Origin of the sequence: Microvirga sp. RSM25, assembly GCF_044784385.1 — a bacterium.
In the GTDB taxonomy this organism is placed as follows: domain Bacteria; phylum Pseudomonadota; class Alphaproteobacteria; order Rhizobiales; family Beijerinckiaceae; genus Microvirga; species Microvirga tunisiensis.
The window spans coordinates 3,870,639-3,889,432 of record NZ_CP173039.1 but is presented as its reverse complement, the minus strand read 5'-3'; the positions used below and the strand labels follow the sequence as shown (position 1 = coordinate 3,889,432).

Annotated in this window: 15 protein-coding genes and 1 pseudogene; 9 read left to right on the top strand and 7 right to left on the bottom strand. The window is 59.9% G+C overall.

Annotated elements, in window-relative coordinates; genetic code table 11:
* Positions 1–8 precede the first annotated feature (8 nt).
* Positions 9–1,241 (top strand): glycoside hydrolase, encoded by a 1,233-nt coding sequence (locus ACD578_RS18460; protein ID WP_404287331.1) that lies wholly within the window; start codon positions 9–11, stop codon positions 1,239–1,241.
* Positions 1,242–1,300: 59 nt separating this feature from the next.
* On the opposite strand, the gene ACD578_RS18455 is transcribed toward ACD578_RS18460, so the two are convergent.
* Positions 1,301–2,185, bottom strand: coding sequence for a 2-dehydro-3-deoxygalactonokinase (locus tag ACD578_RS18455; RefSeq protein ID WP_404287329.1), 885 nt, complete (start codon positions 2,183–2,185; stop codon positions 1,301–1,303).
* A 12-nt stretch (positions 2,186–2,197) separates the two neighbouring features.
* On the bottom strand, positions 2,198–3,349 hold the full coding sequence (locus ACD578_RS18450; RefSeq protein WP_404287327.1) for a mandelate racemase/muconate lactonizing enzyme family protein: 1,152 nt from the start codon (positions 3,347–3,349) through the stop codon (positions 2,198–2,200).
* A gap of 113 nt (positions 3,350–3,462) precedes the next feature.
* On the opposite strand from ACD578_RS18450, the gene ACD578_RS18445 reads away from it, so the two are divergent.
* From ACD578_RS18445 to ACD578_RS18410, 8 genes and pseudogenes are all read left to right on the top strand, one after another.
* The gene (locus ACD578_RS18445) at positions 3,463–5,193 is read left to right on the top strand and encodes an SMP-30/gluconolactonase/LRE family protein (protein WP_404287325.1); all 1,731 of its coding nucleotides are present in this window, start codon (positions 3,463–3,465) and stop codon (positions 5,191–5,193) included.
* A gap of 27 nt (positions 5,194–5,220) precedes the next feature.
* Positions 5,221–6,319, top strand: a pseudogene (locus ACD578_RS18440) (ABC transporter ATP-binding protein).
* Positions 6,316–7,122 (top strand): SDR family NAD(P)-dependent oxidoreductase, encoded by an 807-nt coding sequence (locus ACD578_RS18435; protein WP_404287323.1) that lies wholly within the window; start codon positions 6,316–6,318, stop codon positions 7,120–7,122. The pseudogene ACD578_RS18440 and the gene ACD578_RS18435 overlap by 4 nt, the downstream one beginning before the upstream one ends.
* Positions 7,123–7,195: 73 nt before the next feature.
* Entirely contained in the window at positions 7,196–8,482 is a 1,287-nt protein-coding gene (locus ACD578_RS18430) for an ABC transporter substrate-binding protein (protein ID WP_404287321.1), read from the top strand.
* Between the two features lie 72 nt (positions 8,483–8,554).
* Positions 8,555–9,484 carry a carbohydrate ABC transporter permease gene (locus ACD578_RS18425; protein ID WP_404287319.1) on the top strand — a complete coding sequence of 310 codons (930 nt, stop codon included), beginning with the start codon at positions 8,555–8,557 and terminating at the stop codon, positions 9,482–9,484.
* A 12-nt stretch (positions 9,485–9,496) separates the two neighbouring features.
* On the top strand, positions 9,497–10,333 hold the full coding sequence (locus ACD578_RS18420) for a carbohydrate ABC transporter permease (protein WP_404287317.1): 837 nt from the start codon (positions 9,497–9,499) through the stop codon (positions 10,331–10,333).
* Complete coding sequence (locus ACD578_RS18415; protein ID WP_404287315.1) at positions 10,330–11,241, top strand: dihydrodipicolinate synthase family protein; 912 nt, start codon at positions 10,330–10,332, stop codon at positions 11,239–11,241. Before ACD578_RS18420 ends, ACD578_RS18415 begins: the two co-directional genes overlap by 4 nt.
* Before the next feature lie 6 nt (positions 11,242–11,247).
* A complete protein-coding gene (locus tag ACD578_RS18410) occupies positions 11,248–12,444 on the top strand; it encodes a mandelate racemase/muconate lactonizing enzyme family protein (protein WP_404287313.1) in 1,197 nt (398 codons plus the stop codon).
* A 78-nt stretch (positions 12,445–12,522) separates the two neighbouring features.
* On the opposite strand, the gene ACD578_RS18405 is transcribed toward ACD578_RS18410, so the two are convergent.
* The 5 genes from ACD578_RS18405 to ACD578_RS18385 all read right to left on the bottom strand — a co-directional run bounded on the left by ACD578_RS18405 (position 12,523) and on the right by ACD578_RS18385 (position 18,792).
* Positions 12,523–13,707: a hypothetical protein gene (locus ACD578_RS18405; RefSeq protein WP_404287311.1), complete on the bottom strand. Its 1,185-nt coding sequence runs from the start codon at positions 13,705–13,707 to the stop codon at positions 12,523–12,525.
* Between the two features lie 102 nt (positions 13,708–13,809).
* Positions 13,810–15,081, bottom strand: a complete 1,272-nt coding sequence (locus ACD578_RS18400) for a polysaccharide pyruvyl transferase family protein (RefSeq protein WP_404287309.1) — start codon at positions 15,079–15,081, stop codon at positions 13,810–13,812.
* Between the two features lie 105 nt (positions 15,082–15,186).
* Entirely contained in the window at positions 15,187–16,182 is a 996-nt protein-coding gene (galE, locus tag ACD578_RS18395; protein ID WP_404287307.1) for a UDP-glucose 4-epimerase GalE, read from the bottom strand.
* 80 nt (positions 16,183–16,262) lie between these two features.
* Positions 16,263–17,450, bottom strand: a complete 1,188-nt coding sequence (locus ACD578_RS18390; RefSeq protein WP_404287305.1) for a polysaccharide pyruvyl transferase family protein — start codon at positions 17,448–17,450, stop codon at positions 16,263–16,265.
* Positions 17,451–17,484: 34 nt separating this feature from the next.
* Entirely contained in the window at positions 17,485–18,792 is a 1,308-nt protein-coding gene (locus ACD578_RS18385; RefSeq protein WP_404287303.1) for a glycosyltransferase family 4 protein, read from the bottom strand.
* Positions 18,793–18,794 lie beyond the last annotated feature (2 nt).

The following is an 18,794-nucleotide window of genomic DNA, read 5'->3' as shown; positions in this document are numbered from 1 at the left end:
AGAGCGGGATGTTCAAAAGTTTCTTTCTGGCCGGGTTCGAGGGGTCCACGGGCTACAACCGGCATGGTCATTGGTTCGATCAGGTGGTCGCGACAGGGCATGACAGGACAGTCGATGAGGATTACCGGCAGCTCGCCGAACTCGAGATTCATGCCGCGCGGGAAACCATCCGCTGGCCCCTGGTGGATCTCGGCCGCGGACGCTATGACTTTTCTACAGTCGAGCCCTTCATAGAGGCGGCGCGTCGTCACCGTGTGGAAGTTATCTGGGATCTCTTTCACTACGGCTACCCGCAGCGGCTCGACCTCTGGAGCGAGGATTTCCCAAGACGATTTGCCGATTACTGCTATGCCGTCGGGTGCTACATCGCCCAGCGCACGGATGGGATCTGCGCCTTCACGCCGGTAAACGAACCCTCGTTCATGGCTTACGCGGCTGGCGAGAAGGGGCTGTTCTCGCCCCATGTCGCAGGGCGTGGCTGGGACCTCAAGGTAGCGCTGACACATGCGGCCATTTCAGGCATCGACGCCCTGTGGGCGGCCTGTCCTGGCGCGCGCATGGTGAATGTTGATCCCTTGTGCCGCGTGGCCCGCCCGGTTGACCGCCCAGAGCTTGAGGAGGAGGCGCGGGACTTCAACGAACGCCTCGTCTTCCAGAGCTGGGACATGCTCTGCGGTCGCCTGTTGCCGGAGCTTGGCGGCAGTCGGAGCCACTTGGACATCGTGGGGATCAACTACTATTGGACCAATCAGTGGGAGCTGGGTGGAACGCCGCAGGCGGATGGGGTGATCCCGCCGCTTGCGGACGACGACCCGCGCCGTTGGCCCTTGAGCTCACTCGTCCGCTCGGTATGGGAGCGCTATGGCGGCGAGATGATGATCACCGAAACCAGCCATATTGGCGACAGCCGCGGCCGCTGGCTGCGAGAGGTGGCGCAGGAATCGGAGGAACTGCTTCTCGACGGCGTGCCGCTGCGGGGCGTGTGCCTCTACCCGATCCTGGGAATGCCGGAGTGGCACGACCCGAAGATCTGGACACCGATGGGCCTTTGGGATCCTGTTTGCAATCTGGAGCCCTATGGCGAGCGACTGATCTGCGAGCCGATGCTCGAAGCCCTGCAATCCGTGCGCCATGTGGACAAGCTCCATCACAAGATCTTCTCGCGCGACGACCGCCACAAAGCCTCGTTTCGTTCGCGGAGAACGGCAGGAAAGATGGCAAGATCCGTTGCGGCTGAGTGACAGGCTTCAGCTCCAACCATGGCCGATCTTCCCGAAATCGATTCTGATGGTCGCGTGGCTCAGGAATGAACTAGGCAAAGGGCTCGAAAGCCCGCGCGACCGGCATTGTCGGCCACGGTCGATGTCAATCCTGCCTCGAGAAGCGCCAGGCTATAGCGCTGGCACAATGCGGGTGCGCCGATCAACGTGACGTGCTTGTCAGGCAAGTTGTATTCCCCGATCACTTCGTTGATCTCGGCGCCGATCATCAGGCCTGACAGATAATCGCTGATATCGGCAGGAGAGAGTTCCTCGAACAGAACCAAGCTGCGCGCCGAGAAGATGCGGCGCAGGATTTCGCCTCCGATGCGGCGATCCCGGGCAAGCCTGACACCGCGCAGAAAGGCTTCCGGGTTGTCAGCCGATTGTGCAGGAATCAACTTGCCGACGAGCGAGGTCGACTTGAGCAGCGCGGTGATCTCACCCGACATATACGTGGCAAATTGTTCGATTCGACCGTCCTTGACCGCCACCCATTTGGTGTGGGCTCCAGGTAGCGCGACAAGACCGCCGTTTCGGCCCATCGCTCCAAAGACCTTGAGCTCTTCTCCTCGCATCATGTCGGGGAGAGGATCATGCACTGAGATGCCTGGAAGAAAGACGAGAGGCGCCAGGCCATCGATATGTCTGACGACCGTTCGTGCAGCGATGTCGGTCAGCGAGGCGGGCGCTTGCGCGTAAGGTGTCTCAACCCATCCGTTGCGGCTGGTGATCATGCCGGACAGATAGATGCAGCCTGCCTCTGCCCCCCAATCCCCGACGATCTCGCGCAACGCGGTTTCGAAGGCGCCGTCGGTGATATGATTGACGCCTCTGGCTTCCTGTCGCTGTCCCAGAAGGGTTCCGTCGGCGGCGAACAGGAAGGCGTGGAAGGCTGCCGAGGTCCATTCGATGGCAAGGAACACGCGAAACTCCCTTTAGTAGGCAGGCTTGACGGGAAACCAGTCTTGCCGCTCGCTATCGAGATAGGCACCGACGATGTTGTCGACTGCGTAGCGTCGCACGGCATCCTCATCGACCTCGACGCCAAGCCCGGACGCATCTGGAACCTGAAAACGTCCGGACAACATGGCAGGGGGAGTGGGGGAGATGTCCCCACCGAGATAGGCCCGTTCCGTATCGATGGCGAGGCTCATGTTGGGGATCGACGCCGCGAGGTGGATATAGGCCGCCTGGGACAGGGCCAGTTCGGCGCCAGAATGCAGGGTCACAGGGATTCCGACGGCCTCACAGATGGCGGCGGCCTTGATCGTCTGCCACAATCCGCCTTCCTCGTGCGGATCGAGCAGCACCACATCCGCCGCATAGGCGCGCACGATGTTGCCGATGTCGGACAAGGTGTAAGCACTCTCGTCGAGAGCGATCGGGACCGACGTGGATTGGCGCAGGAGCGCGTGGCCCGCCAGATCGTCGAGTTCCAGGGGTTGTTCCACATAGGCCGGATCGATACCGCGCAGCTTTTCCAGTTGCCGTTTGGCGGTGCCTAGCGTCCAGGCGCCGTTCACGTCGAGCCGCAGGGCCCGTGCGCCGAGGGCCTTGCGGGAGGCTTCTGCCAGCAGGATGTCGCTCGCTTCGTCGAAGCCGATCTTGACCTTGAAAGTCTCATATCCGGCATCGAGGAATCTTCCGATCCGCTCCTTCAGCTGCTTGGTATCTTTGGTGAACAGATAGGCTGCAGCTTCCACATCCTTGCGCCAGCGCCCACCCCAGAGGCTCGACAGGGGGAGATTGGCTTGCTTTCCCAAAGCATCCCACATGGCCATCTCGAGCGCCGCGATTGCCATCACGGCCGCTCTCTTGTGGTGGTAGTAGCCGGCACCCAGGACGTGCCGGTGCAGCCGCTCCACGTCGGCAACGGGATAGCCCAGCCCCACCTTGGCGATGATGTCCGAAAAGACCGCTGGCACGGCCGCGATCAGCGAGATCGTCTCGCCCCACCCGACAATCCCGGCATCCGTCTCGATCCGGCAGATGAGCCGTGTCGTCCCGATCCTCCGGCCCGATCCCCACAGGATGTCCTCCGTGAAAGGGACCCGCACGAGGGTATGGTGGATGGCCGTGATCTTCATCGCAAAAGCCTCTTCAACGAAAGGCGGGTTGACTTGGAACTGAGTTCCAACATAATCGGAGCCGTCCCGAAGGGTCAATTGGGCAACCGGCTCATCCTTTCGACGGAGCTTTGATGAGACGCATGCAGGCCGAGCTGAAAACCGATGATGAGGCCGAGGTCGGCGCTTCCGGGCCGGTTCCCGGCGTGCAGGCACTTACGCGGGGCGTTCAGCTTCTTGAGCTTGTCGCATCGGCTGCTGCCCCGCCCCGGTTTATGGATCTGCTTGAGGGTTCCGGCATGCCTAAGGGCACGCTGCATCGCATCCTCCAAGCGCTCGTCGATGAGCGGCTCCTGAAACTCGACAGCAGGGATCAGACCTACCGTCTGGGCTCGCGGCTGTTTCAATGGGCGCACAGGGTCTGGGACGATTTCGACCTCCGCGGCGCGGCCGAGCCCGAGTTGGAGCGTCTGCGGGACCTTACGGGTGAGACGGTGCGCCTCGGCATTCTCGATGGCGATGAGATCCTCTATATCGATCAGCGAGAAGCGCCGCAGCCGGTGCGCCTCAGCAATGGCGTTGGTAGCCGAGCGAAACCTTATGCCAGTGGCTTGGGCAAGGCGATCCTGGCCCATCTTTCACTTGAGACCCGGCGGCGGCTCCTGGGTGAGGCGGAGCTGCTGCGCTTGACGCCTCACACCATCGCCGATTTCAACGAGCTGTTCAGCCAGCTCGATCTCACCAAGGCCCGCGGCTATGCGGTTTCCATCGACGAGCAGAATGTCGGCATCAGCTCCGTTGCGGCGCCCATTCTCGACCACGAGGCCAAGCCCCTTGGTGCCATCGGCGTGATCGGCCCATCCTTTCGGCTGCCGCCCGAGCGTCTCCATGCTCTCGGACGCGATGTCATCGAGGCGGCCCGACGGATTTCCGGCAATATTGGCGAGGTGGCGATGTCGCTGACCATCAACCCGCGACCTCTCGGCGCCGACCGAAACGATGTGCGCTGTGCCATCCCTGCCAGCCTCTTCCTGGGCGAGGGGCCGCATTGGTCCGTCGACGATCAGCAGCTCTTTTTCGTCGATATTCTTGCGCCATCCGTCTGCGTAGGCGATCCGGTCAAGGGATCCTACCGCTCCTGGGCAATGCCCGAACTCACGAGCTTCCTCATCCCGCGTCAAGGTGGCGGCTTCATCGCCGGCATGCAGAGCGAGGTGCGGGCAATCGATCCTGTGAAGAACGAGAGCGTGACGCTTGCCCAGCCGGAAATCAACCGCCCCGGGAACCGGTTCAATGACGGGAAATGCGATAGCCGCGGCCGTCTCTGGGCCGGCACGCTCGCCATCGATACGACGCCGGGCCAGGGTTCGCTCTGGCGACTCGATCCGGATGGAAAGGTTCACGAGATGGACCGTGGCTTCCATGTCTCAAACGGTCTCGGTTGGAGCCCCGACGGCCGCCTCTTCTATTTCACCGACACCGCCAAGCAGACGATCTACGTCTATGATTTCGACAGCGAGACGGGCACCATCGAGAACCGGCGCGTCTTCGTGACCGTGCCGGAGAGCGAAGGAAAGCCGGACGGTCTGACCATCGATGCCGAGGGCTTCGTGTGGAGTGCGCATTGGGATGGCTGGTGCGTCACGCGCTATGACCCGAACGGGCATGTGGAGCGCGTCATCAACCTGCCCGTGCCGCGCCCGACAAGCTGCGTGTTCGGCGGTGCGGACATGCAGACGCTGTTCGTGACCTCCGCACGCATTCGACTGTCCGCCGGGCAGATCGCCGACGCTCCCCTGTCGGGCAGCGTCTTTGCGATTGAGACCGGCATCAAGGGACTGCCCGAGAACGTCTTCGGCGGATGACAGATATCGCAAGGGTGCGCAATCGACATGGCAAGACTAGAGCTCCATCAGATCCGCAAGTCGTTCGGCAATGTCGATGTGCTGAAAGGGATCGGCATGACGGTCGAGGATGGTGAGTTCACCGCCTTTGTCGGCCCTTCGGGATGCGGAAAGTCCACGCTGCTGCGGCTGATCTGCGGACTCGATGAGATCACCTCGGGTCAGATGATGATCGACGGTCAGGTGGTGAACGATGTGCCACCCGCCAAGCGCGGCCTCGCCATGGTGTTCCAGTCCTACGCGCTCTACCCGCATATGTCCGTCGCCGACAACATGGGCTATGCCCTGAAGCTGGCAGGCACGCCGCGCGATGAGATCCGTCGTCGGGTCGAAGCGGCGGCGAAGGTGCTGCGGATCTCCGATTACGTGGACCGCAAGCCGCGTCAGCTGTCGGGCGGTCAACGCCAGCGTGTCGCTATTGGCCGTGCCATCGTGCGCGACCCGAAGATCTTCCTGTTCGACGAGCCTCTCTCCAATCTGGATGCGGCGCTCAGGGTCGAGATGCGAGATCGAGATCGCCCGCATGAAGGAGCGGCTCGGCACGACGATGATCTACGTCACGCACGATCAGATCGAGGCCATGACGCTCGCCGACAAGATCGTGGTGCTCAATGCCGGTCGCGTCGAGCAGATCGGCTCCCCGCTCGATCTTTACAACGCTCCGGTCAATCGCTTCGTCGCTGGCTTCATCGGAAGCCCACGAATGAACTTCCTGTCTGTCCAAGAGCAGAGACTCGAAGGGAGCCGGGCGAGAGTGCACGGCGGGCTCGTATCGCTGAATACGCTGCCGCCCGAGGCCCCCAGCGAGATCGGTGTACGCCCCGAGCATCTCGAATTTTGCGCGCCCGGGAGCAGCAATGCCCTGAGCGGCACGATCGTCATGACCGAGCATCTCGGCAGCGACACCTATGCGTATGTGGGGCTTGAAGGCACGGAAGAGATGATCGTCGTGCGTCTCGACGGAGAGCGGTCGATCCGTCAGGGCGAGCATGTGGGTGTCTCGGTCAATCCGGATGCAGTCCACGTGTTCTCGGCGGACGGACGGACGCTGGTTTCCGCGAAGCCGATGGCGAGGAACGCAGCATGAGCATTCATCCTGAACTCATCCCGCGTGTGATGGTTGAGGGCGCCGTCTATCCGAGCCTGAAAGGGAAGGGGGTTCTGATCACGGGAGGCGGGTCCGGCATCGGCGCATCCCTGGTCGAGCATTTCTGCGTGCAAGGCGCCCGTGTCGGGTTCATCGAACTGAACCCGGACACTGCGGATGAAACAGCCCGGCGCATTGGAGCGGCGACCGGCAATCCGCCGCTCCACGAGGCGGTGGACCTGCGCGACATCGGGGCACTTCGTTCTGCAATCAGCTCCCTCTCGGAGCGGATCGGACCGGTCCGGGTTCTGGTCAACAATGCCGGCAACGACGACCGGATGCCTCTTGAGGACGTGACGCCCGAATATTGGGATGAGCGCTTTCAGACGAACCTGCGCCACCAGTTCTTTGCCGCGCAGGCGGTGATCGGCGATATGGCCCGGGCCGGGGGCGGATCCATCATCAATATGGGATCGATCTCCTGGATGCGCGGAGCTGCCGGGCTGATCTTCTACACGACGGCAAAATCCGCCGTCATGGGGATGACGAAATCGCTCGCGCGCGAGGTTGGCGAGCGCAACATCCGCGTCAATTCCATCGCTCCCGGCTGGGTTCTGACCGAGCGCCAGGTAGAGCGGGCCAAGCGCATCTATCACGGCAAGTTCGCGGAATATCTCGAGGTGCAGTGCCTCAAGGAACATCTCCTGCCACCGGACATCGCCCGGATGGCGCTCTGGCTTGCTGCCGACGACTCGCGTCTCGTGACCGCGCAGACATTCATCGTCGACGCAGGGGCGGTCTAGCGCACAATCGCCCTTAAGGGAAAATATGTGCGCGGGAATATGGGGTCTTTGCTCCATATCGGGAGGAAGAACGATGAAAAAGATCAAGTCGATCGCTTCGGTTGCGATGCTTGCAGCGGGGCTTGGCTTCTCGGGCCAAGCCGCGAACGCAGCCGACATCAGCTTCATGAGCTTCAGTTATGCGGAGGAAGCCGCCAAGCCCTCCGTGGAAGCATTGCTCAAGGGATTCGAAGCGCAGACCAAGCTCACGGTTGAACCGCTGGGCTATGCCTGGGGCGATATGCAGAAAAACATTTTCCTGCGGTCTCGCTCCAAGACTCTGCCGAGCGTCGCACAGCTCTCGGAACGCTGGCTTCCGAGCTTCGCCAACGTCGCCGGTCTCGTCGACCTGAACGAGGTCTATGGCAAGGACAAGCTGGCTGCGATATTCGCTCCGGATGCTCTTGCCATGGGGCAGATCGGATCCAAGCAATATGCTCTGCCGCTTATCTCCGGTTCCATCGGCCTCATCGCCAACAAGGCGGTGCTGGAGAAGGCCGGCGTCACGAAGACGCCGACGACGATCGAGGAGTTCCGGAACGCCCTGGTCGCCGTTCGTGACAAGGTCCCGAACTCGGTGCCTTACACCATGGCGACCAAGAACAACGGTTCGATCCTTCTCGACTTCATGATCTGGACCTGGACCTTCGGCGGCGAGATCATCGACGAGCAGGGCAAGGTCAAGATCGGCAACGGCGATGCCGGCAAGCAGGCGCTCGGCTTCATGGTCAGCCTGATGAAGGATCGCCTTGCCGCTCCCGAGATCGATCGGCCGGATGCCCGCCGCTTGGTGGCCCAGGGCGCTTCGGCCTTCTTCTTCGATGCCCCTCAGGCAAGGACGCACCTGCGCAGCTTCTCCGGCCAGGGTCCGGCTTTCGACGCCAATGTTCTGCCGCTGGCAACGCCCGTGGCCGTTGCCGGAAAGGAACCCGCTTCCATTCAGTGGGGGCATCTGCTGGTTCAATTTTCGGCCGATGGCAAGGCGAAAGCGGACGCGCCGGCCAGCCAATTCATCACCTATCTGACCTCGGATGACGCGCAATCCAAGTTTCCGCTCGAGCAGAGCGCTCTGCCGGTGACGAAGTCCGCGCGGGCCAATCCGAAGGTGACGGGAGACGCGTTCCTGACGGCCTGGGCCAAGGCGGCGGGCAACCCGCGCCGCAACGAGGTTGGAATCTGGCCGAATGCCGCCGAACTGACGCAGATCATCGGCGAAGAGGCACAGGGTGCGCTGCTCGGTCAGAAGAGCGTCGACGACGCAATCCAGGCGATGCACAAGCGCCTCGAGACGTCCATGGCGAACGTCAACAAGCAGAACTGATCCTCCCGGCTGGCTGCACATCCCGGTGCGGCCAGCCGAACTCTCCTTCATTTCCTCGCATGTGATGAATCCATGAGTGTTGCCGCCGAGATCACATCAGCTCCTGCACCGGCCCAGGTATCCCCGCATGCCGTCCGCGGCGGGCTCAAGGCCGGCCAGCGCCGGATCGGCATGCTGCTCCTGCTTCCGGCGGCCATCGCCTTCGGCCTCGTCATCCTCTACCCATTCCTCCAGGCACTGGCGCTGTCCCTGTTCGAGTACACGCTCGAGACGGCAGCGCCGCGGTTCTATGGCCTGGGAAATTTCGCCAAGATCGCCGCAACGCCGGACGTCTGGCAGGCTTTCGTCACCACGGCCATCTATGTGTTCTTCACGACCACAGGGACCCTCATTCTGGGACTCGGCTGGGCGTTGATCCTGAATCAGCCGTTTCGTGGCCGTGGATTGCTGCGCTCCATGTCGCTTCTCCCCTGGGTCCTGCCGAGCACCGTGAGCGCCTTCGTCTGGGGCTGGATCTTCAACAGCCGCTACGGTGTGCTGAATGCGTTCCTGCTGGAACTCGGCGTTATCGATATGCCGCAGGCCTGGCTTTCCACATCCACCGGGGCCATGATCGCGGTGATCATCACCAAGATCTGGCTGTCGATCCCGCTCTTCATGGCGTTCTTCCTGGCCGGGCTGCAGAACATGGACCGTGAGCAGGTCGATGCGGCTAGGGTCGACGGCGCCAATAACTGGGCGATCCTGCGCGACCATGTTCTCCCCCACCTCCGCCCGGTTCTGATCGTCGTGGTGGTGCTCGGTGTCATCGGCAATCTGCAGCAATTCGATACGATCTATGCCTTGACCGGGGTGGTCCGGTTCGCGCAACCGCGGTTCTCTCAGTGGAGGTCTACCGTCGCGCCTTCGAGCAATGGGATGTCGGTTTTGCTTCCGCCATCGGCGTGCTCTGGGTGGCGACCCTGCTGCCGCCCGCCTTCCTGTACCTGCGCATGCTGGTGAAAGGCGCCTGACATGTTTGATCTGTCCAGCACCGTCTCCAAGGTGGTCTTCGGCCTGCTCCTAGGGCTGATAGGCCTCTTCCTGTTCTTCCCGCTCTATTGGCTGGCGATCTCGTCGGTGAAGTCGAATGCCGAGCTCTACAGCATCGTTCCGACACCGTTCCCGCTTGCGCCGACGCTGACGCATTTCGTGACCGCGCTGACGACGGGCAAGTTGCCGATGTATCTGTTCAACAGCCTGGTTGCCTCTGGGGCGAGCGCTGCCCTCAACACTCTCCTGGCGCTCTATGCCGGCTACAGCTTCGCAAAATACCGCTTCGCAGGCCGTCAGCCAGTGATGCTCTTCATGCTCTCCGCGCAGATGTTCCCGTTCGGGCTACTTCTGATCAGCATCTATCCGCTCATGAGCGAGATCGGCCTACTGGACACCCGCACGGGGCTGATCCTGAGCTACATCGTGTTCGCCCTGCCGGTCTCGACCTATATGCTCTACAGCTACTTCTCGCAGGTTCCTGACGAACTGATCGAGGCGGCGCGCGCGGATGGAGCAAGCGATCTGCGCATCTTCCATACGATCGTCATTCCGATCTCGATCCCGCCGATCGTCACGGTGTTCCTCTACTCTTTCATGTGGTCGTGGAACGACCTTCTTTATTCGATGACTCTCATCGTGTCCGACGACAAGCGCACCATCGGCCCCGGCCTGCTCCTCACCTATCTGAACGAGGTCAACTCGGATTGGGGCGGAGCCATGGCGGCGTCCCTCCTGGCATCGGCACCCATCGTGACCGCATTCCTCTTCCTCCAGCGATATTTCATCCAAGGCGTTACGGCAGGAGCTGTCAAATGACGACACCGCTTTCCGGTGCATTTCCGGTACTTCCGACCCCCTTCCGCTCTAATGGAGCCATCGACGAGACTGACTTCAGGGCGATCATCCGGTTCGCACTGGAGAGCTCCGTCGACGGTGTCGTCTATCCTGGTGTTGCCAGCGAGGTGGATACCCTCAGCGAGGAGGAGCGACGGCGTCAGGTCGATCTTCTGGCTCGCGAGATCGACAATCGCGTTCCCATCATTATAGGCGCGAGCGATCCCGATCCCGCTGTCGCCGCTCGTCACGTCGCCCATGGTGCCGAAATCGGCGCTGCCGCGGCAATGGTGATGGCGCCCGGACATCTCGGCAACTCGATCGAAGCTCAGATCGAGTATTTCCAACAGGTGGCCGCCGATGCCGGTGTGCCGATCATGCTGCAGAACCAGCCCAAGCCCATTGGTGCCGGATTGACACCGGAGGAGGTGGCGGCGGTCGCCTCCGCCGTCGACATGATCCGCTACGTCAAGGAGGAAACGCCGCCTTGCGGGCAGCACCTCACGCGCATCCGGAATGCAGCGAACGCTTCAGTGGATGCGATCTTTGGCGGCGCTGGGGGGCGCTATGTGATGGACGAGATGGCCAGAGGCGCCGCCGGCACCATGCCGGCCTGCGAACTGGCCGACATTCACGCCATGATGATGAAATCCTGGCGTGAGGGAGACATCGCGACGGCGCGGAAACTCTATTCCGCGTCTCTGCCTCTTCTGAATTTCCAGGCGATCTTCCGGATGCACATGACCAAGGAAGTCCTGCGTCGACGCGGCGTGATCCGGAACACGTTCGTCCGCGGCAAGGGGCCCAAGTTTGACGACGGAGACCGTGCCGAGCTGACGCTTCTCCTTCAGGAGGCCGTGCTTCCCTACAAGCATCACCGGCCGGTCTGATCGATCATGAGCAACTCGGTCGACGCCATCGTCAAGGTTGAAACCTTCATCATCTCGATTCCGCGCGAGGTGCCCTATCTCGGCCCGCTGAAAGAGGGGGAGCATATCAACGAGCGCGGTTACCTCGTGCGCAAGGGCAATCGCACGATCTATCCCTCCACGGACATGACCTTGCTCATCAAGGTGACCGGCGAGAGTGGGCGCGTTGGTTGGGGCGAGTGCTACGGCATCGTGGCACCCGAAGCGACGAAGGCCATCATCGACGATGTCTTAGGCCCCGTGATCATCGGGCGCGATCCCGGAGACGCCGTCGTGATCCACGAGGATCTCTACGATCTCATGCGGGTGCGCGGGTTCTTCGGCGGATATTACGTGGATGCCCTGGCGGGCGTCGACATTGCGCTCTGGGATCTGGCCGGCAAGAACCTCGGCGTTTCCGTCTCCACCCTGCTTGGCGGGCGGCGGCATTCCACGATCCCAGCCTATGTGTCGGGACTGCCGCGCGCCACATTGCAGGAGCGTTGCGATCTCGCCGTCGAATGGGTGGCAAAGGGCTATCGCGGCATCAAGTTTGCGGCGGTCGTGTCCGACGAGGGCATCGTGCAGGAGATGCTCGCCCTGCGTGAAGCGGTCGGACCCGACATCGACCTGATGGTCGACCTGCACTGGAAGTTCGAAGCGTCCGAAGCCGTGCGCCTCATCCGACGCCTTGAGGCTTCGAACCTCTATTTCGCCGAAGCGCCGTGCCAGCCGGAAGACCTGGAAGGACAGGCTCGGGTCGCGCGGAGCATCGGCGTGCCCCTGGCGCTCGGGGAAGAGTGGCGAACCGTCTATGAATATCGCCCGAGGCTGGAAGCTCGCTGCATGGGTGTGATCCAGCCTGAGATCGGTCATACCGGTATCTCCGAGTTCATCCAGATCGGCCGGATGGCGCAGACCTTCCACATCAATACCATCCCGCACGCATCCATCAGCGTCGGTATCTTCATGGCGGCAAGCCTAGTGACCTCTTCGGCTCTTCAGCGGATCCCCTATCACGAGTACCAGCACTCCGTTTTCGATCGCAATCTCGCCTTTACAGACGGCGATATGAGTTGTGCGCAGGGCCAATACACTGTGCCGACGGGGGTGGGACTTGGTGTCGATCCCAGGGACGAACTGTTCAACTTCGTCGTTGCGGAAGGGCGCAGTTCAAACCGGTAACGAGGCTTCCCACGACAGGTTGTTGTCTGATCATTCGGCAGTCAATGGCGCGTGCATCATTCCAACGGCTTCAGGGTTCTAGCGGTCCAAGACCACCTTGAAGCGCACCAGGTCCCTGTTCATGGTAGGTCGCTTTGTCCGCCAGTTGAAGCGCGTCAGATACAGATAGAACGTGTTTCCGGCTGTTTGAAAGACAGGAGACGAGCTGTCGTGATCGATGATCGAGGGATAGTCGTAGTAGGTCTTTCTCTCGGTGGTTCCCCACGGCGGATCGAACGGGGCGAGCAGGGCTGCTGACGACCAGTTCCTCAAATCCGGCGAGGTCGCATAAAAGACACCGCCCGTATCGTTCGTCCGCGTGGACCAGACAACCATCCAGAGGTTCTTGGCGTCCAGCCAGATGAGAGATCGTACCTTGCCGGTTATATCGCCGTTGCCGAGACGATCGCATTTTGCCTGAGCGGGCTCTTCCCCGCTCGACGGATAAGGGTTCGGCGGTGAAACGAAGCGCCCTGCGCTCATCATCCGCCAGCCTGTCACGAGATCGGATCGGGGAGCACGGAACAGGCAGTTCCCACGCCCGCCCGGTTCTGCGGCATCCTCCGTCCAGGCGATGAAATAGGCATAGTCTCCATCGAAAACAGTATTCGAGAGCGTGAGAAAGCCTGCGGCGTTGACGCCCGTGTCGAAGGGTTTGTTCGATCCAGCAATGAGGCGTTGGTTGCGGGGTAACAGCTTGAATGAGAGATCCCGCTCGTTCGCCTCCAATCCGACAATCGAAAGATACCAGCACTCAGGCTTGCCGGGTCCCTTGGCGCAAAGCCCGTCGTGGCGGAGTCCGGAGAACTCCTGGCTCGCCAATCCGAGAATACGATCGTCGCCGAGAGGGATGAGGCTCTGAACCCAGAAGCGATCATCATAGGCAGAGGGATCGGCAGATTCCTCGCCTTGCGAGACGATCGAGCAATCGGGGCGAAGCTCGGCAAAGTTGGGTCCTTCGAGGACCCTGTTCCGGAAGTGAGCCGCAATTAGAGCCACAGAACCGTCACGGCGGCGATAGGCCCTGGCAGGTGAGTCGGGGATTGAGCGCCAGTCGCATCGCTGACGCTCATAGCTGTAGACCTCTTCAGCCTCGGAAGAGATTGAAAAGTGAAGGGATCCACCCGAGGTCGCTGCCGTACTCATCATAAGCATCAGAACCAGCGACCCTGCGAAGGCGTTCCAACGTCCGATCTTATTCGTGAGATCCCTGAAGTAGGTCACGATGCAGCGCCTCCCTTCTGCGCGGTCCGGCGGCCTTGGGAGACGTTTCTCATGATGTCGACAACAGGGACAGGATCTACCGTGACTTGACGCTCCATCATTTCACTTGCCGGCGGCAATCCGATGTATGAAGGAAGCCGGTTGGATTCTATTGGCCGTTAGAAAGTCGAGATACCTCGAGGCCGCTTCACTCCGATGCCTGTCATATGCATCGGGATCGAAATTGATCATCTTCTTCAAGCTGGAACGGGTGAGCGGCGCGGTCAGGTCGGATGCGGCGACGGACGGAACTCCCGTATTCTCGCAGAGCTCGCGGGTTCGTGAATCGATTGTGACAGTCAAGCCCATGCGCTCGGCCTGAAGAGCCAAGGCCACCCCGTGGTAACGGGATCCAATCGTGAAGTCATGCCGGCGCAATGTGTCCATCCAGGCCGGAACGTCGTAGAAGGAGCGGACATAGTTCCGGCACCACGCCTTGAACTCCTCGAAGGAATAATGAGGAACGGTGTGGTTATGGATCTCCTTGAGAGCATGAGGATCGATGTCATCGAAAATGCCTCGAGATACCCTGATCATCTCGCCCATCGACTGGACCACATATTGACCCGGATACATCGGGTCCATCATCAGCCCGATCAGCTGATGTTCGATGTTGCGGGTCTTCACCCACGCCTGGTGACCTGCCGCGACTGAGATGGAGCGCGGCAGGGGGAGCTGCGACCACTGCTTGTGGATTTTCTTGCCTAGACCAGGCTCCTGGTTCGTAAAGTACGAAGGACAGCCTCCGGCAACGGAGCCGTGGATGCCGAGCTTATCGAGCTGTGAACTGGTGAAGGCGCCGCGGGTATAGATGTTGGATGTCGACGAGGACGGATTAGATCGCGCAATGACCTGGGCCCACCGGTACGTCCCATCTGTGAGTTGGATGTCCTGATCGTAGCTGTCGGCCTGAGCTCCAAGCCCAATGGCAACGATCGGCAAGCCGGATTTTTCCAAGTTGTCCGCCATGTTGCCGTAATCCGTGTGGCGTCCCAATTGGTTGGCACACGGAATGACGATGATATCGGCATTATCTCTCAGGGTTTCCGCCGACGCGCTCCAACCGAAGAATTTAACCGGATTGGAAATGTGACTGGCAATGGCATGAACAAAGGCTAGATTCCCATTGTTGTGACCGATGCCATTGTAGAGGTCTTCAAAAGCCGAGTTCGAATAAAGACCCAGAGATGGGTGCTTCCATAGGATTGCAACCCGCAGAGGCTTAGATGGCTGTGCCATCTTTAGAGCGGGCTGATCAAGCGTCTTATCTTTAGTGATTTCGTCTAGCATATGATTCCATCCTGAAATCGATTGTCTGTCTGGTTGCCCGCGCAACTGAAGGCTGGTTTCGGAGATAGGGAGTGCCGACGCCCAAAAGGATTTATGTCCTGAAGGGGACGATCTCGTGTGAGTGCGCGATACTCAATGTTGCGATCCCGATTAAGCTGCTCTCGCTCGGCGAACCTTCAGGCTGCTCTCCCATGCCAATGCATGGCTGATGATCGCTTCCAGGTCATCGAACTTCGGAGACCATTTCAAGACGTCGTGAATCTGAGCCGCACTTGCAATCAGCGTCGCGGGATCTCCGGGCCGCCGCGCAGAAAGGTTCACGGCAAAGTCGACGCCCGATACCCGCCTGACAGCCTCGACGACTTCGAGGACAGAGTATCCACGGCCATAACCGCAGTTGAGAACGATGCTGTCCTCGCCTGCGTCGAGATAGTCGAGAGCGAGCGTATGAGCATGAGCCAAGTCCGAGACGTGGATATAGTCACGCAGGCATGTGCCGTCGGGAGTCGGATAATCGTTCCCAAAGATCTCAAGCCGAGATCTCTCGCCGAGAGCTGCTTGGGTCGCGACCTTGATGAGATGCGTCGCCTGCCGGGTGCTTTGCCCGCTTCGGCCATAGGGATCGGCGCCGGCAACGTTGAAGTACCGAAGGGCTACAAAGCGCAAGGGATGAGCACGAGCGACATCCCGCAGCATCATCTCCGTCATCAGCTTCGATGTACCATAAGGCGAGACCGGATTGAGGGGCGTCGTTTCGGAGATCGGGCTCAGTCTGGCGTCGCCGTAGACGGCAGCCGTCGAAGAAAAGAGGAACTTCTCGACACCGCTCCGTACCGCCGCGCTGATGAGAGATCGCGATTTGACCGTGTTGTTGAGATAGTAGCCTAATGGATCCGTGACGGATTCCGGAACCACGATCGACCCGGCGAAATGGGCAATAGCCTTGATGCCATGCTTCTGTATGATATCTGAAACGAGAGCTTCGTCGCCCGCATCCCCTTCAATGAGGGTCGCCGAAGAGTGGACCATCCACTCAAAGCCGGTGCTGAGATCGTCGAGGACGACGACATCCTTTCCGGCATCGGCCAACGCCAAAACCATATGGCTTCCGATATAGCCGGCACCACCCGTTACCAATACAGTCATGACTGACCTCTTGCTCTTGGCTGTGACTTCGGGAAAGCGAAAGGGATGCCGCAGCTTGATGGATATCCCTGATTAGACAACTAAGCCGCCTGCAGTTGCCGGAGTTCCGGCTGTCTCATCACGGGGAGCATTTTCGTGTCTGCCCCGTTCTCTACGAGAAACTGATGCATTTCACGATATGTGTGATGATAGGCGCGATTGAACCTGTCGAAGAGCGACTGGTCCCAATACTCCTCGAGCCTGAACTCCTTACCTGAGAACACATCAAAGCTTGGAATCTGGTACGTCTCGGCGAATTCGGTCGTCCGGCTGTCATAGGTGAAGTAGATCGACGGCACGCCATTTGCGAGCGCCATCAGGTTGCCGTGGAGTCGGTATCCAAGAACAAGATCCTTCTGTTGCACGAGATCCTCATAGTCAGCGACCACATCCGAGTAGAACAACCTTTCTCTGTGCAGCTTCTCCATGATATCGTCGAGATACCATTCGTTGACCTGCTTGTCGGCACGCAAGGCTGCGAAAGCTTCCTCCCTTTGCTCCGCCGTCCCGAGGACGATTTTCTTTTCCTCGATTTCCCCCTGTGCCATCAACACCACGTCAAATCGCGTCGCCAGGTTCTTCACTAGATCTCGATGGAACGTCAGGTACTGCTTGATGTCACGGGCATAGGTGGATGACACCTCACGGCGAACGGTAACGCCCGCGGTCCGGATGCTCTCGAGAGGCGGCAATTGAATGTTGAGATCCGGCTTGTTCCGGCGGAACGCGGTTGGGCAACCGACGATGCGGATGTTCTTGATTCCAAGATCCCAGAGGACCTGCGCCGAATAGGCTCCACGTACGCCAATGGATGTGGTGGAATCGGCCATCATGCGAAGGACGGTCTTGGTCTCTTCCGATAGCTCGATCTTTCCTTTGACAGGCGCCTGAGCGCCGATGCCCCAGGCAATAACGGGAATCTTGAGTTTCCTAAGGACGTCGATCGCTTGGTTCCATACCATGTCTCTGTGAACATAGTTGGACCCACGCAGAAATACGTAATCATATTCGGCATTGATCCGGTCGATTTGGGTGAGATCAGGATTGGCAATCTCCAATGCGTCGAGCTTGTCGTAATTCAGAAGCTTCAGCGAAGAGTCGAAAACGAACGCGTCGCCGATGTTGTGATAATGATCGATGCTGCGCTGGATTTCCTTGTGCCTGTACCAACGGACATTGTCGTGGTTATAGACTTCGCCTGAGGGGCTGATGACGAGGATACGTTTCACTGAAGTATCTCCAAGTTTGTTCGCGGCGATTCCATTAGGCCGTCAGTGCGACAGCCGAGGCGGACGTCGCCTTTTTCGTGGCAAGTTCCTGATAGAGGTCGAGATGCTGCCGGGCGCATTCTTCGTAGCTGATTGGCTGTTGGATGCCTGCACGCAGGTTCTCCCAAAGCTGCGGCGTAGTCAGCGCTTCGGTCATGCGATCGACGAGATCCTGAGATGAGCCGACCCGGAAGTGCAATCCGTTGACACCATCGGTTATCTTTTCAGCCATCCCACCGATATTGCTGCAGATCATGGGGCGACCGTGAAAGAAAGATTCTTGGATCACGATCGGTGAGTTCTCCCACCAGATGGAAGGAATGATCGTCCAGTCGATCGAGCGCATCAGGCGCGGCATCTCGGTGTTCTGATAAGCGCCGTAGAAGCGGACCCGTGACCCTGCACGTTCCACCAGCTTCCTGATTTTCTCTTGGAATGGCTCCGGCTGCCGATCGAGATTGCCGCCGAAGATCATCAACTGAGCATCATCTCCCCAGACGGCCTCGGGGATGCAGGTAACTGCGTCGAGAAGGATATCGACACCTTTGAATTGCGTAATCTGTCCGAAGTAGCCGAATCGGGAGCGCCTTCCTCCCGGTTGAGGAAGGCTTCGTTGCGGTGCCGGTTCGGCAATGTCGAGGCCATTTTCGATGACGATGAAGCGTGAGCGATCCAGACCCCAATCGACATAGCGCTCGACGAGGAACTGACTGGGTGACACGAAATAATCGGCAACGTCCAGCAGCCCGCGTATAAAATGCTCGCGGCGCAGGAAGCGCGCCGGAGAAATTTCCGGAAAGCAGGCATTGCAATCTGAGGGCGATGCTCTGTGACAGAGCTTGGTGCCGCCGGTCTTTACCATCTGCCCATGATGGCTGCATATCGAGAGGAACTCATGGAAGGTGATCACGATCACGCTATCCGGGAGGGCCCGGCGAACGGCATAGATCATCTCGAGACCAAGGCCGATAAAGTGATGAAAGTGAACGACGTCGGGCTTCAGGCCTCTCAGGACACGGAGGAAATCACGCTCGATTTCCTCCGTATTGCGGTTGGAAATGAGAAAGTGGTCGTATTCGTCAGCGTGGTAAAGGAATTCGCCCTCCGTCTGTCGAAGGCTCATCAGGGCCGTTCCACTATGACGGGCGACCGGGTGGCCGACGCGAGCGAGGAAGCGGGATTCGACATCGCCTATCCGGTTGAGACCTTTGTGGAGATTATAGGAAGCAATCTCAGCTCCTCCGAGAGAGAAGCTCGGATGGCCGTGGGAGACAATGAGAACGCGGGGAGAGTGCTTGGACATTA

Bases quoted from the DNA above. Each gene is read 5' to 3' on its own strand.
- ACD578_RS18460 (WP_404287331.1), top strand. From the start codon at position 9: ATGTTCAAAAGTTTCTTTCTGGCCGGGTTCGAGGGGTCCACGGGCTAC.
- ACD578_RS18450 (WP_404287327.1), bottom strand. From the start codon at position 3,349: ATGAAGATCACGGCCATCCACCATACCCTCGTGCGGGTCCCTTTCACG.
- ACD578_RS18445 (WP_404287325.1), top strand. From the start codon at position 3,463: ATGAGACGCATGCAGGCCGAGCTGAAAACCGATGATGAGGCCGAGGTC.
- ACD578_RS18435 (WP_404287323.1), top strand. From the start codon at position 6,316: ATGAGCATTCATCCTGAACTCATCCCGCGTGTGATGGTTGAGGGCGCC.
- ACD578_RS18430 (WP_404287321.1), top strand. From the start codon at position 7,196: ATGAAAAAGATCAAGTCGATCGCTTCGGTTGCGATGCTTGCAGCGGGG.
- ACD578_RS18425 (WP_404287319.1), top strand. From the start codon at position 8,555: ATGAGTGTTGCCGCCGAGATCACATCAGCTCCTGCACCGGCCCAGGTA.
- ACD578_RS18420 (WP_404287317.1), top strand. From the start codon at position 9,497: ATGTTTGATCTGTCCAGCACCGTCTCCAAGGTGGTCTTCGGCCTGCTC.
- ACD578_RS18415 (WP_404287315.1), top strand. From the start codon at position 10,330: ATGACGACACCGCTTTCCGGTGCATTTCCGGTACTTCCGACCCCCTTC.
- ACD578_RS18410 (WP_404287313.1), top strand. From the start codon at position 11,248: ATGAGCAACTCGGTCGACGCCATCGTCAAGGTTGAAACCTTCATCATC.
- galE (WP_404287307.1), bottom strand. From the start codon at position 16,182: ATGACTGTATTGGTAACGGGTGGTGCCGGCTATATCGGAAGCCATATG.
- ACD578_RS18385 (WP_404287303.1), bottom strand. From the start codon at position 18,792: ATGTCCAAGCACTCTCCCCGCGTTCTCATTGTCTCCCACGGCCATCCG.